General features: G+C 69.7%; 14 protein-coding genes. 4 read left to right on the forward strand and 10 right to left on the reverse strand.

The annotated features are described in order from the left end of the window. Window positions 1–3 precede the first annotated feature (3 nt). Window positions 4–1,221: an acetate/propionate family kinase gene (locus AMK58_RS26510; RefSeq protein ID WP_059399664.1), complete on the forward strand. Its 1,218-nt coding sequence runs from the start codon at window positions 4–6 to the stop codon at window positions 1,219–1,221. Window positions 1,222–1,230: 9 nt separating this feature from the next. Here the strand turns inward: AMK58_RS26510 and AMK58_RS26515 are convergent, their stop codons facing one another. The 6 genes from AMK58_RS26515 to AMK58_RS26540 form a co-directional block, all read right to left on the reverse strand. After that, window positions 1,231–2,022 (reverse strand): alpha/beta fold hydrolase, encoded by a 792-nt coding sequence (locus tag AMK58_RS26515; RefSeq protein WP_035675492.1) that lies wholly within the window; start codon window positions 2,020–2,022, stop codon window positions 1,231–1,233. Window positions 2,023–2,294: 272 nt separating this feature from the next. Continuing rightward, complete coding sequence (gene kduD / locus AMK58_RS26520; RefSeq protein ID WP_059399665.1) at window positions 2,295–3,059, reverse strand: 2-dehydro-3-deoxy-D-gluconate 5-dehydrogenase KduD; 765 nt, start codon at window positions 3,057–3,059, stop codon at window positions 2,295–2,297. A gap of 31 nt (window positions 3,060–3,090) precedes the next feature. Then, on the reverse strand, window positions 3,091–3,927 hold the full coding sequence (gene kduI / locus AMK58_RS26525) for a 5-dehydro-4-deoxy-D-glucuronate isomerase (RefSeq protein WP_079285396.1): 837 nt from the start codon (window positions 3,925–3,927) through the stop codon (window positions 3,091–3,093). A 51-nt stretch (window positions 3,928–3,978) separates the two neighbouring features. Continuing rightward, entirely contained in the window at window positions 3,979–4,731 is a 753-nt protein-coding gene (locus AMK58_RS26530; protein ID WP_059399666.1) for a GntR family transcriptional regulator, read from the reverse strand. Between the two features lie 137 nt (window positions 4,732–4,868). Beyond that, window positions 4,869–5,903 carry a 2-keto-3-deoxygluconate transporter gene (gene kdgT / locus AMK58_RS26535; RefSeq protein WP_035682897.1) on the reverse strand — a complete coding sequence of 345 codons (1,035 nt, stop codon included), beginning with the start codon at window positions 5,901–5,903 and terminating at the stop codon, window positions 4,869–4,871. Window positions 5,904–6,481: 578 nt separating this feature from the next. After that, on the reverse strand, window positions 6,482–7,261 hold the full coding sequence (locus tag AMK58_RS26540; RefSeq protein ID WP_035682895.1) for a response regulator transcription factor: 780 nt from the start codon (window positions 7,259–7,261) through the stop codon (window positions 6,482–6,484). On the opposite strand from AMK58_RS26540, the gene AMK58_RS30720 reads away from it, so the two are divergent. Both AMK58_RS30720 and AMK58_RS26545 read left to right on the forward strand, forming a co-directional pair. After that, entirely contained in the window at window positions 7,260–7,532 is a 273-nt protein-coding gene (locus AMK58_RS30720; protein ID WP_155903726.1) for a hypothetical protein, read from the forward strand. The genes AMK58_RS26540 and AMK58_RS30720 overlap by 2 nt on opposite strands. An 81-nt stretch (window positions 7,533–7,613) precedes the next feature. Further along, window positions 7,614–8,432 carry a coiled-coil domain-containing protein gene (locus AMK58_RS26545; protein WP_035682893.1) on the forward strand — a complete coding sequence of 273 codons (819 nt, stop codon included), beginning with the start codon at window positions 7,614–7,616 and terminating at the stop codon, window positions 8,430–8,432. Between the two features lie 17 nt (window positions 8,433–8,449). Here the strand turns inward: AMK58_RS26545 and AMK58_RS26550 are convergent, their stop codons facing one another. From AMK58_RS26550 to AMK58_RS26560, 3 genes are all read right to left on the reverse strand, one after another. After that, window positions 8,450–8,698, reverse strand: coding sequence for a hypothetical protein (locus AMK58_RS26550; RefSeq protein ID WP_035682891.1), 249 nt, complete (start codon window positions 8,696–8,698; stop codon window positions 8,450–8,452). 123 nt (window positions 8,699–8,821) lie between these two features. Then, window positions 8,822–9,505, reverse strand: coding sequence for a class I SAM-dependent methyltransferase (locus AMK58_RS26555; RefSeq protein ID WP_051140975.1), 684 nt, complete (start codon window positions 9,503–9,505; stop codon window positions 8,822–8,824). 45 nt (window positions 9,506–9,550) lie between these two features. Further along, window positions 9,551–10,552, reverse strand: coding sequence for an alpha/beta hydrolase family protein (locus tag AMK58_RS26560; RefSeq protein WP_035682888.1), 1,002 nt, complete (start codon window positions 10,550–10,552; stop codon window positions 9,551–9,553). Window positions 10,553–10,789: 237 nt separating this feature from the next. Here AMK58_RS26560 and AMK58_RS26565 point away from each other — a divergent pair, with 237 nt between their 5' ends. Then, the gene (locus AMK58_RS26565; RefSeq protein WP_035682886.1) at window positions 10,790–11,455 is read left to right on the forward strand and encodes a MarC family protein; all 666 of its coding nucleotides are present in this window, start codon (window positions 10,790–10,792) and stop codon (window positions 11,453–11,455) included. Window positions 11,456–11,462: 7 nt separating this feature from the next. Here AMK58_RS26565 and AMK58_RS26570 read toward each other — a convergent pair whose 3' ends face one another. Beyond that, window positions 11,463–12,521 (reverse strand): Glu/Leu/Phe/Val dehydrogenase dimerization domain-containing protein, encoded by a 1,059-nt coding sequence (locus tag AMK58_RS26570; RefSeq protein ID WP_035682883.1) that lies wholly within the window; start codon window positions 12,519–12,521, stop codon window positions 11,463–11,465. Window positions 12,522–12,630 lie beyond the last annotated feature (109 nt).

Raw genomic sequence — 12,630 nt, forward strand, 5'->3', positions numbered from 1 at the left:
ACCATGTCGCACCGTGACGCCTGTCTCGTCATCAACGCGGGCTCCTCCAGCCTGAAATTCTCCGTCTTCTGCGGCGCCGGAAGGAGCGATCTGGAGGCGGTCCTGACCGGCCAGATCTCCGGCATCGGCACCGCCCCGCGCTTCGAGGCCAAGGACGCGGCCCGCCACGTCCTGGCCGACGGCATCCTGGACGAGGTCGGCCCCGGCGACCGCGCCGGTCTGCTCGGCTTCCTGCTGACCTGGATGCGGCACGAGCTGCGCGACGTGCGGCTGGTCGCCGCCGGCCACCGGGTCGTGCATGGCGGCACCCGCTTCGACGCGCCGGTCCGGCTGACCCCGGCGGTGCTGGCGGAGCTGGAGGCCCTGGTGCCGCTGGCCCCTCTGCACCAGCCGCACAACATCGCGGCGATGACCGCGCTGGCCGAGGTTTATCCGGAGCTGCCGCAGGTCGCCTGCTTCGACACCGCCTTCCACCGCACGCGGCCCTGGCAGGCCCAGATGTTCGCCCTGCCGCGCGAGCTGACCGACGAGGGTGTGCGCCGCTACGGCTTCCACGGCCTGTCCTACGAGTACATCGCCCAGCGCCTGCCGCAGATCGCCCCGGAGCTGGCCGAGGCCCGCGTCGTCGTCTGCCATCTCGGCAGCGGGTCCAGCCTGTGCGGCATGCGCGCGGGCCGCAGCGTCGACACCACCATGGGCTTCACCGCGCTGGACGGCCTGCCGATGGGCACACGCCCCGGCGCGATCGACCCTGGCGTGCTGATCTATCTGATGCGCGAGAAGGGCATGGGCCCCGACGAGCTGGAGCGGCTGCTCTACCACAAGTCCGGGCTGCTCGGAGTCTCCGGCGTGTCCAACGACATGCGCGCCCTGCTGGACAGCGAGAATCCGCAGGCGGCGGAGGCCGTGGAGCTGTTCTGCTTCCAGGTCGCCAAGCAGGCGGCGGGGCTGGCGGCGGCCATGGGCGGGCTGGACGCGGTGGTCTTCACCGCCGGCGTCGGCGAGAACTCCGCCCCGGTGCGCGCGCGGGTGGCGGAGAAGCTGGGCTGGCTCGGCGTCCATCTCGACGGGGCGGCGAATCGCGCCCGCGCCACGCGCATCTCCGCCGCCGACAGCCGCGTCCCGGTCTTCGTCATCCCCACCGACGAGGAGCGGATGATCGCCAGCCACACGCTGGCCATCCTGGCGCGGAACGCGGTGCATCCGCCCCTGGCGGCCTGAGCGGACGCCTCAAAGCCCGTCCAGGAAGCTCCGGATCGCGTCGAGGACGAGCGTTTCCTGTTCGCGGTGCGGCACATGGCCGGTGTCGGGGAGAAGCCTTGCGGCTCCCCGCCCGGCCGCGATGCGTTCGGGGTGGGCGCTGGAACCGTACTCGTCGCGGTCGCCGTGCAGGGCCAGCACCGGGCAGCGCACCGCCGCGAGGGCAGGGTCCAGGGTCCAGCCGGCGAAGGCGGGGGACAACCACGTCTCGGTCCAGGCGTCGAGGACCCAGCGGGCTTTGTCGCCGTGATACCGCGCCAGCCGCGCGACGTTGGCCGGGTCCTGGAAATCGCGCTTGGCGTCGCGGATGCCGGCGAGGGTTCTCTCTTCCACGAAGGCCTGGGCGGCGATGGTCACGAGGGCGCGGCAGCGCTCCGGAAAGCGCGCCGCCGTCTCGACCGCCATGCCGCCTCCGACGCTGTGCCCGCAGGCGATGAACTCGGTCACGCCGAGCCGGTCGCACAGCGGCGGGATGCTGTCCCGTGCCTCCGCGGCGACGAAATCCATTGCGAGCCCACCCGAATGGGCGTCCGAGCGTCCGAAGCCGAGCCGGTCGTAGGCGATGACGCGGCGATTTGTTTCAGCCGCCAGCCGTTGCGGGAAGCCGCGCCACAGATCCACGCTGCCGAGGGAGTCGTGGAAGAGGATGATCGGCACGGCGCCGGCGGTTTCCGGAGTCCAGCTTTTCGCGTAGAGGCGGCCTTCCACGGTCCGGATCGACCATTCCGTTTCAGTCACGGGGGCTTCGTTTGGCGTCGGCATGGCTGGTGGCGTTGCGGTCCTGGGGACTTCCGTTATGCCGTGAAGTGCTGAGGAACGCCCGTGGAAACGTATTGACGCTGCCTTTGCCCCCTCCCTAACCCTCCCCCTTTTCGAGGTGGAGGGGACTGCCGCCGCTTCGCAAAAGGCACCCTCTCCCGCGTGAGCGGGGGAGGGTCGGGGTGGGGGCAAGGCTCACCGCGAACCGCCACGAAACAAAACCGGGCGCCATCGCTGGCGCCCGGTTTTCGTCATTCAAACGGAACCACCCCGCCTCAGCGGGCGAGCCAGCCGCCGTCGACCGGCAGGACCGTGCCGTGGACGTAGTCCGACGCGTCGGAGGCCAGGAACACCGCCGGGCCGCCCATGTCGGAGGGAACGCTCCAGCGGCCCGCCGGGATGCGGCCGAGGATCTCCGCGCTGCGCTGCTCGTCGGCGCGGATCGCCGCCGTGTTGTTGGTGGCGACGTAGCCCGGCGCGATGGCGTTCACGTTGATGCCCTTGCCGGCCCATTCGTTGGCGAGCAGGCGGGTGATGCCGGCCACGCCGCTCTTGGAGGCGGTGTAGGAGGGCACCCGGATGCCGCCCTGGAAGGACAGCATCGACGCGATGTTGATGATCTTGCCCTTGCGGCCCTGGCCGATGGCGTAGCGCCCGAAGGCCTGGCAGAGGAAGAAGACCGTCTTGATGTTGATGTTCATCACGAGGTCCCAGTCGGCCTCGGTGAAGTCCACGGCATCGGCGCGGCGGATCAGCCCGGCGTTGTTGACCAGGATGTCCAGCCCGCCGAAGGTGCCCACAACCTCCTCCACCAGACCCTGCACCGGGGCGATGCTGGTCAGGTCGGCGGACATGCCGTGGAACTTGCGGCCGGCGGCCTCCACCAGGGACTTGGTCTCGTCCAGCGGCACCACGTCCACGGCGGCGATGTCGGCGCCCGCCTGGGCCAGCGCCACGGCGATGCCCTGGCCGATGCCGGTGTGGGCGCCGGTCACCAGGGCGACTTTGCCGGTGAGGTCGAAGGGATGTGCCTGAGCCATTGTCTTGCTCCTTATTCTTGGCGCGCGAGGATCAGCGCAGGTCTTCCATGGGGATGAAGTCCATGTCGGTGAAGTCCTGGTTGTCGCCGGCCATGGCCCAGATGAAGGTGTAGTTGCGCGTGCCGACGCCGGAGTGGATCGACCAGCTCGGCGAGATCACCGCCTGCTCGTTGGCGACGACGACGTGGCGCGTCTCGGACGGCTCCCCCATGAAGTGGAAGACGCGGGCCGGCTCCGGCAGGTCGAAGTAGAAATAGACCTCGCAGCGGCGGTCGTGCGTGTGGCACGGCATCGTGTTCCACATGTTGTTCGGCTTCAGCACGGTCATGCCGAGCACGAGCTGCGCGGTGCGGCAGACGTCCGGGTGGATCATCTGGTAGATGGTGCGCTCGTTCGACTGGGCCGGGTCGCCCATGTGCACGGCCTTGGCCTGCGCGATGGAGATCTTCATCGTCTCGAAGCGGGCGTGGGCCGGGGCGCTGTTCAGGTAGAACTTCGCCGGGTTGGCCGGGTCCAAGCTCTCGAAACGGACGTCCAGGCTGCCCATGGTGATGTAGAGGCAGTCGCGCGGGGCCAGCTCGAACACCGCGCCGTCCACCGTGATGCGGCCGGGGCCGCCAACGTTGACGGCGCCCAGCTCGCGCCGGTCGAGGAAGTTGGCCGAGCCGATGGCCTTGGCCGATTCCAGCTTCAGCGGGCCGGACACCGGCATCGCGCCGCCGACCACGAAGCGGTCGATGTGGCTGTAAGTGAGGACGATGTCGTCCGCCTCGAAGATGGACGGGACGAGGAAATGGTCGCGCAGCTTGGTGGTGTCGTAGTTGCGGACGTCATCCTGGTGTGACGCGTGCCGGACGGTGATCTTCATGGCGGTATCCTCGTTTGTGTTTTTCGGGGGCCTGGGCGGCGGAATTAGGGGTCAGGGACCAGTGAAGAAGAACAGGTTCGCCCCCTGGGCCTGGGGGATGGAGGTCAGCAGGCCGTCGAGGTGGACGGCCATGCGGTCGGCGGCCAGTGCCGGGTCGGCGTCGGCGATGGCGTCCACGATCGCCGCGTGCTCGGCCAGCACGTTGGTGAGGCGCCCCGGCTCCGGCAGGGTCAGGCGGCGGTAACGGTCCACCTGCACCTTCACCTGCTGCGCCATGCTCCACAGGCCGGGATAGCCGGCGATTTCGGCGATCAGGGCGTGGAACCGCTCGTCGGCCTCGTGGAAGGCGTTGAGGTCGCCGTCCTCCACCGTCTCCTGCTGGAGCAGCAGGTTGGCCCGCAGGCCGGCGATCTGGCTGCCGGTGGCGCGCTGCGCCGCGTAGCGGACGGCGGTGCCCTCCAGCGAGGTGCGGATGACGATGGCCTCGGGCAGGGCGTTGACCGGGATGCGGGCGACGAAGGTGCCGACCTGCGGGAAGATCTCGATCAGCCCCTCGTCCGCCAGACGCAGCACGGCCTCGCGCACCGGGGTGCGGCTGACGCCGAAGGCTTCGGCGATGTGCTTCTCGACGATGGGCTCGCCCGGATTGCGGCGCATCTCCACGATCTCGGCGCGCAGCGACCGGTGGATCGCCCCCATGGTCGAGGCGCCCCGCGCCGGCCCGCGGGCGGGCTTCACCGCGCTCCGCTGGGCGGCGGGGCGGTCGTTGCTGGCGTCGGGCGTCGGGGTGGTCGGCATGTCCATGGCTGCACCTGTTGCGCCGGCTCGGCCGGTCCTAAGGGAGCATATTAGTATATCAGTGCCGTGGCGCAAGCCGGAAATCACGGGGTCCGCAATCTCCGGCTTTTGCCTGGGATGAAGCGACGCTCAGTCGGTCGCCGTCACTCGGCGGGGGCGGGCTGGACCGGCAGGGGCTGCGCTTCGGTGTTCTCCTGGGCGGCCTTCTGGGCGGCCAGATAGCGCGGGGAGAGGACGCCGAACCGGCGGGCCCACCAAGCGGTCAGGATCGGGGTGAGCAGCGAGGTGACGACGACGCTGGTGGCGACCAGGGCGGTGGCGGCCGGGGCGCTCGGGGCGAAGCTCGGTTCGATGGAGGCGATGATCGGCGGGACGGTCACGGCCGCGCCGGCGGTGGAGGCGGCGCCGATGCCTGCGGTGCCGTTGCCCTTGGCCAGCAGGACGTCGGCGACGACCAGCGTGAAGCCGGTGATGGCGATGACCGAGAGGCCGAGGACGATGCCGAGCAGGCCGGTGTTCAGGATGACCGCGAAGTTCAGGTTGTTGCCGAGCGCGAAGGCGAAGAAGGGCACCATCACCGGCACGGCCTGACCGAAGAACTTGCGGAACTCCTGGTCCAGGTTGCCGAGCGCGAAGCCGATCAGGAAGGGCAGCAGGGCGCCGACCATGGTCTGCCAGGGGAAGGCGGCCAGACCGGCCAAACCCAGCGTCGCCATCGTCATGAAGGGACCGGATTCCAGGCACATCAGGCAGAAGGCGCCGGATTCCTCCTTGGTGCCGTACTGCTGCATCAGCGCCATGTACATGCCGCCGTTGGTGTCGTTCATGGCGGCGATGATCGCCAGCACCGACAGGCCGGTGAAGAAGCCCGAACTGACGCCCTCGTGCGGGATGAACCAGGAGGCGACGATGCCCATGGTGGCGGCGGTGAGGATCTTGACGGTGACGAGCACGCCGCTCTTGCGCAGGACCAGCGGGGTCGCCTTCAGGCTGATGCTGGCGCCGATGCAGAAGAACCAGACGGAGAGGATCGGCAGGGTGCCGGTGATAAGGCCGTTGGTGAAGGACCCGAAGAACTTGCCCGTGTTCGGCGCGAAGGTGTTCAGGCAGGCGCCAAGGAACAGGGGAAGGATCATCATCCCGCCGGGGATGCGGTCGATCCGGGATTTGATGTTCATAGTCGGTACTCCTGGGGCGGTCCGACTGGGCCGTCGATGAGGGTCGTCAAAGGGAGGCGCCCCCGCTGGAAGGACAAGGGGGGGCTGCTGCCGGTTGCGGCGTATGGAGGGGGAGCGTGCCGCGCATCCCCTGCGGTTGCGGCGCTGGTCCGGCGGCCTGTGAGCCTGTCCATGGATCGCGTCGTTGATGAAGTGAATACTAGTATATTAGTGTTGAAGGCAAGTCAGGAGAACTGCGTATCCCGCCGGTTGACACTCTGTCGCACGTCTTGCGGTGGTGGTTTGGCGGTGCCGCTCTCGTGCGCCGAACAACGTGCTTCGTGTCGGAAAGCGCAAGCGTGGCAGCGGCTTGCAACGCTTCGTGAACGCTGCGGTCAGCGGCTTCGATGCGCTGGGCAGCCCGCGTGGCGCGCGAAACATTGCGATGACTTGTCGTCGACCAGCCGGGCGGCTTCCCGGAAGAGGGCGGTGTGGCCGAACGCCTCGAAGCGCGTTGGCCGTCCGCTTTGAACCGTTGCCTGTCTGCCCGTTGGACAATTCACGAAATTGGGGGTGGGCTCAACGCGACCATCGCCCCTTCACACCGCCAGCCGTGCCTCGCCAACTCCGCGCCCGAACCCCGCATATCCCGGCGGTACCCGGCGCGCCGGCTGTGCCGGGGCAGGGTCTTCATGCTCGGGCGGGGCTTCGAACTTGTAGCCGCGTCCGTAGACGGTCTCGATGTAGCGGGCGCCGCCGGTGGCCTCGGCGATCTTCTTGCGCAGCTTGCAGATGTAGACGTCGATGACCTTGTCGAGCGGGTCGGCGCCGGACAGTCCGTAGACCTCGTCGTAGATGTGCTCCTTGGAGACGACGCGGCGGTGATGGGCGGCCAGAACGCCGAGGATGGCGTGCTCGCGCTGGCTCAGCCGCAGCCGCTCGCCGGCGACCTCCGGGTCGCGCCCGTCGAGGAAGACGGTGAGCTGCCCCACCCGCACCGCGTTGCTCAGCAAGCCGCGCGAGCGCCGGCGCGCCACCTCGATGCGCGCCCGCACCTCGGCGCTGACCACCGGCTTGACCAGCACGTCGTCGGCCCCGGCGTGGAGCAGTTCCACCGTCGTCGCCACGCAGCGCCGGTCGAGCAGGCAGAGGATCGCCGCCCCGACCTGATGCGCCCGCAGCGCCGCCACGCAGCGCGCCGGGTCGTCGACGCTGCCCAGGACGATGGCGTCGTAGCCCAGTCCGTCCGCCCCCTGGTCGCGCAGAAGCTCCTCCAGCCCGGCCCAGTCCTGGCGGTCATAGCGGATCTTCCCCATGCCGAGCTGACGGCCGAGCGCGTCGGCGATCAGGGGGTTCGGTTCAACCAGGACAGCACGCATGGGGTTCTCCGCAACATCGGATCGGCGAGGGCGATTGATTTGCTTTTTAGGAAAAGTCTTTTTCGCGCCTGCAAACATCATTCAAAAAACCAATCGAAATCCGTACTGTCAATCGTTGGTGTTAATACCTTGGCGAGAGGCGGGAGTCGGCGTTAAAGCGGTTTTAAAACCCGTTAACAAACTTGATTTTGGGAAATTTGCCGACGAAATCCCTAAAAATACAAAACGAATTCTCGGCAGTGCGTTTGCCGGACCGTCTCCCGGCCCTTAGCCTATGGAAAAAGGTTCCTGTGCGCGGCGCGCCGGACGCGCTACTGTGGCGCTGCAGGCCCGACTGTCAGGATAAGCCGCGATGACCGAGATGATGCCGCTCTCCAACGCCGAGGACACGCCGCCTCCGCCCGCGGCACCGGCCAAGCGGGCCACGCGTCAACGCGCGGCAAAGGCGCCGTCGGAGGAAACCACGCAACTCCTGCGCGTCTATGGCGATCAGGTGGCCACTCTGGGCGAACAGATCGCCAAGGCGGAGGCCGCGGCAGACAGCGAACGGGCGGAGCGGCTGCGGGTGATCGCCGAGCACGCCTCCGAGCGTGAACGCTGGCGCGAGGCCATCGGGCAGGTGGAGCGGGCGCGCTCCGGGGATGTCGGGACCCTCCAGGGCGACCGCGAGGCGGAACGCGACCGCATCAACCAACTCGTCGAGACGCTGATTGCCGAGACCTCGGCGCGCGAGCATGGCATGGCCCGCGCGCTTCAGGACGCGGAGGACCGGCTGTCCGCGGTGAACGCGGAGATCGCCGCCCTCCGTCTGTCCCACGCGGTGGCGCTGGACCGGCTCCAGGCCGACCGCGAGGCCGAGCGCAAGCGCATCGGCGACCTCGTGGAGCGGCTGATCGCCGACACGGAGGCGCGGGAGCGCGGCTTCCGCCAGCGCATCGAGGCGGCGGAACGCCGCAGCGAGGAGGCGCAGGCGGCCTTGGAGCAGGAGCGCCGGACCGGCGCGGAGCTGGAAAAGCGGCTGGAGCGGCTGACCGGCACGCTGGACGGCCTGCGCCGCGACCGCGAGGCCGAGGTCGCCGCCTACGAGGCGATGCGCGACCAGTGCCGCATTCTGGTGACCGAGCTGGCGCGGCGGCAGACCCCCTGGTGGTGGCGCCTGTTCCGGAGATGAGCGTCCGGCGCTGAGCGTCATTCGTCCTTTTTGTCGTCGCCGCCGCGGAAGGGCGCGGTCGCCACGTGGGCCGTCGCCGACACCACGTCGCCCGCGACGCTGACCGCGGACCCGGCGACGCTGGCCGCCGTATCCACCGTGGCGACCACCACACCGCAACCGGTCAGAAGCAAGGTCGTCGGGAAGAGCAGGACGGCGGCGGACAAGCCGGAGCGGGGCAGCCTGGAGCGGAAGAGGCCGGAGCGGGACAAGGAGGGGCGGGGCATGGTCTTCGGCCTTCGAAAGGGTGATGCCGCTCCACTATGCCCCGGACGCGCGATGGCGCGCCTGTGACCAAACGGCGGCGCTCATGCTGGCACGCCGCCGTATCGCCGCCAAGTGGTCCGTGCTTAAGGCAGCTTCTTGAAGACCATGCGCCGCATCGGCTGGTCGAAGGCGGTCATCCCCTCCGCGTCGATCCGCCCGCTGGCGGCGAAGCGGCGGCGGACCTCGGCTTCGACCGGAGGCAGGCGCTCGCGCCGCGCCGGGTCCACGGCGGTGACGTGGGTCAGGTAATGATCGGCGTCGCGGTAGCGCACCACTGTGCCGTAGACCGTCTCGTCCACCGCCTGCAGCGGCAGCGGCGGGTGCTTCAGCGTGTCGTAGGCCGCGGCGCGCACCTCCGTCTCGTCCTCGATGGGCAGGATGACTTCGAAATAGGCGCCGTCGGCGATGGGCTCGACCACCACCAGCGTGCCGCCGGGCTTCAGGACCCGCGCCGCCTCGGCCATCGCGTCGGCCATGACCGCCACCGGCAGGTGGTGGAAGCTGTTGGAGTAGACGACGGCGTCCACCGACGCGTCTTCCAGCGGCAGGGCTTCCCCCTTGCCGACGCGGTAGTCGGCGCCGGCCACCGGCTCCGCCTTGCGGGCGCGGGCGAGCTGGCCCTCGCTGATCTCGATGCCGATGGCCCGGGCGCCGAGGCCCGCGAAGTGGCGGGTCAGCGACCCGTCGCCGCAGCCGACATCCACCACGGTCCGGTCCCGCGGGTCCAGAACCTCGGCCAGGGCGTCCTTCAGGGTCATCGTCGTCATGGTGCGTTTCCGTTTTTCTTGATGGTTGGCAAGTGTTAAGGCGGGTCAGGGCGCGGCGTTCAGCGTCCGCCGGAAATAGTCGAGGACCTCGTCGTTCAGCCGCGCGTGGAAGGCGGCGCGGTCGAATCCCGGCGGGTCCTGCACCGTCGCGCCGAAGCGGGCGGCGGCGCTGGCCGGGACCGGCGTCAGGAAGGCGTAGTGGCCGGCGCCGGGGACGAGGTCGTACTCCGGCGGCCGGGGCAGCAGGCCGCGCACCCGCGCCACCTGGAGGGCGCCCCTCTCGTCGCCCTTCTCCGCCTCGTAGAGCCGGATCGGAACGGTGACGCGGGACAGCGCGCCGTCCCCGAACAGCGCGCCGACCGGGTCCATCAGCAGCAGCGAGCGGATGCGGGAATCGGTGGCGGCCTCCAAACGCTTCGGCGTGGCCGCGACGGTGGTCTTGGCGCCCGCCGGGCAGAGGCTGCGGTTGTCTGGATGGGCAGCGCAGACCTGGGCCAGCCGCCCCGGATCGGCAACCCCGCCCGCCGCCGCCAGCGCGGCATGGCCACCCGCCGCGTAGCCGAGCACGCCGATGCGCTGCCGGTCCACCCGAAAGCCCATGGGCGAGGAGTCCAGCACGGCGTCCAGCGCCGCGCGGAGCTGCAACGGCAATTCCGGCCACAGCGGCACGGTTCCAATCCGGTCGCCCTTGCCGGCCCTGGAATCCGCGTCCGGTTCCATGCCGCCGAGATGGGTCACGATGGCGGTCATCATCCCGCGGCGCGCCAGGAACAGGGCGACGCTGACCATCGCCAGCCCGTTGCGCGACGGCCCCTGGGTCATCATCACCAGCGGCATGGAATTCAGCGCCGGCCCGCCCTCCGGGGCGACGTTCAGGTGATAGGGGCCGCGCCGGATCGGCTGGACGGGATCGCGCGTGGGATAGAGCAGCAGGATCGGCACGGACTTGCCGGTGCCCGGATCGGCGTAGGCGATCTGCGACACCGCCGCCCGGAACTGGGCCGGCGTTTCCGCCCGCGCGGGCAGGACCGGGAGCAGCCCGGTCATCACAAGAGCCAGAACCCACCGCCGTGTTCGCGGACTCATCGCAACCCCTCCGGCATCACGTCTCGAAGCCTTCCCCGCTTTGGGGGAGTGTGGCCGTCTTGCTAGTCGAACGGCAAGAGCGTCGTGCTTTCCCTGAACAATGGGGGCGGCAAATCATGGCGCCTTGCCAAGAAACGGGCCGCCCTGTACCACGGCGATAAGCCCAGCGAACCGCCAAGGCACAGGTCGGCCCGTCCCATGTTCGACAGCTTCCTTCTCGCCTTCACGGCGCTGTTCTCGATCGTCAACCCCATCGCCATGGCGCTGATCTTCAGCCAGGTGACGGCGGAGCGCAGCCCGAAGGAGCGGGCGCAGCTCGCCACGCTGGTCGCCGTCTATTCGGCCATCGTCATGCTGACCGCCCTGTGGGCGGGGTCCTATGTGCTGAACTTCTTCGGCATCTCGCTGGCGGCGCTGCGGATCGCCGGCGGCTTCGTGGTGGCGGAGCGCGCCTGGGCGCTGCTGAGCGCGCCGGAAGCCCACGAGGCCCGCAAGCAGGAGCAGGCCGCGCCGGCGGAGGAGGCCGGGGACTCCGATGTCGGGGAATCGGCCTTCTTCCCGCTGACCATCCCCTTCACCACCGGCCCCGGCACCATTTCCGTCGCCATCGCGCTCGGCGCCACCCGCCCCAGGGGGACCGAAGGGCTCACAGAGTTCTTCATCGGCGTGTCGGCGGCGGCGCTGGCCATCGCGCTGCTGATCTGGCTGTCCTACCGCTCCGCCGACCGGTTGGTGGCGCTGCTCGGCCACACCCGCGCCCGCGTGCTGACGCGGCTGTTCGCCTTCCTGCTGTTCTGCGTCGGCGTCCAGATCCTGCTGACCGGCCTTCTGGACGCCTTCCCCGTGCTGGCCTCGGGGCGTTGAGCCTGACTCAGCGGGCGCGGCCCACGCGTTGGCGGGCCATGCGGTCGGCCACGGCGGCGGTCGGTTTGCGCTCCATGTCGGCGCGGGCAAAGATCTCCGTCAGCGTGTCGGCGATCCGCTCGATGTGGCCCATCACGCGGCCATGATCGTAACCGGCGCGCTCGTGGTAGACGTCGATCACCCCGCCGGCGTTGATGACGTAGTCGGGGGCATAGAGGATGCCGCGGTCGGCCAGCGCCTGTCCGTGCCGGGCCTCGGCGAGCTGGTTGTTGGCCGCCCCGGCGACGACCGGGCAGGTCAGGCGCGGGATCGTGCCGTCGTTGAGGACGGCGCCCAGCGCGCAGGGGGCGAACACGTCCACCTCCAGATCGAAGATGGCGTCGGCGGACACCGGCGTGGCGCCGACGCGGTCGGCCACGCGGCGGGCCTGCGCCTCGTCGATGTCGGCGACCCACAGCCGCGCCCCGGCCTCGGCCAGATAGCGGGCGAGATGCCCGCCGACGCTGCCCACGCCCTGGATGGCGACGGTCAACCCTTCCAGGTCGGTGCGGTGCAGGCGGTGGAGCACCGCCGCGCGAAGCCCGACGAAGACGCCGTAGGCGGTTGAGGGAGAAGGGTCGCCGCTGCGCGTGCCGCCGCTCGCGGTCGCCTTCTCGACCACGCCGGAGACATGGGCGGTCTCCAGCGCCATGGTCTTGATGTCGGGCACCCCGGTGCCGGAATCCTCGGCGACGATGTAGCGTCCGCCCAGCCGTTCGACGTGGCGGCCCATGGCGCGCAGCAGCGCCTCGCTCTTGTCGGTGCGCGGGTTGCCGATGATGACCGACTTGCCGCCGCCCAGCGGCAGACCGGCCAGGGCCGACTTGTAGGTCATGCCGCGCGACAGGCGCAGCACATCGCGCAGGGCCTCTTCGTCGCTGGCGTAGGGCCACATGCGGCAGCCGCCCAGCGCCGGGCCGAGCGCGGTGTCGTGGATGGCGACGATGGCACGCAGGCCGGACGCGGCGTCGGAGCAGAAGACCACCTGTTCGTGGTCGTCGAAATCGGGATGGTCGAACAGCGGCACGGTTTCCTCCTGATCTTTTTCTTTTTGAAAAGCGGAAGTCACCGTCGGCACAAAATTCCGGCGTCGCGCGCGGAAGGGTTCCGCGCGCCGTGCGATGGTACGGCGTGTC

This window comes from Azospirillum brasilense (assembly GCF_001315015.1).
Lineage (GTDB): Bacteria > Pseudomonadota > Alphaproteobacteria > Azospirillales > Azospirillaceae > Azospirillum > Azospirillum brasilense.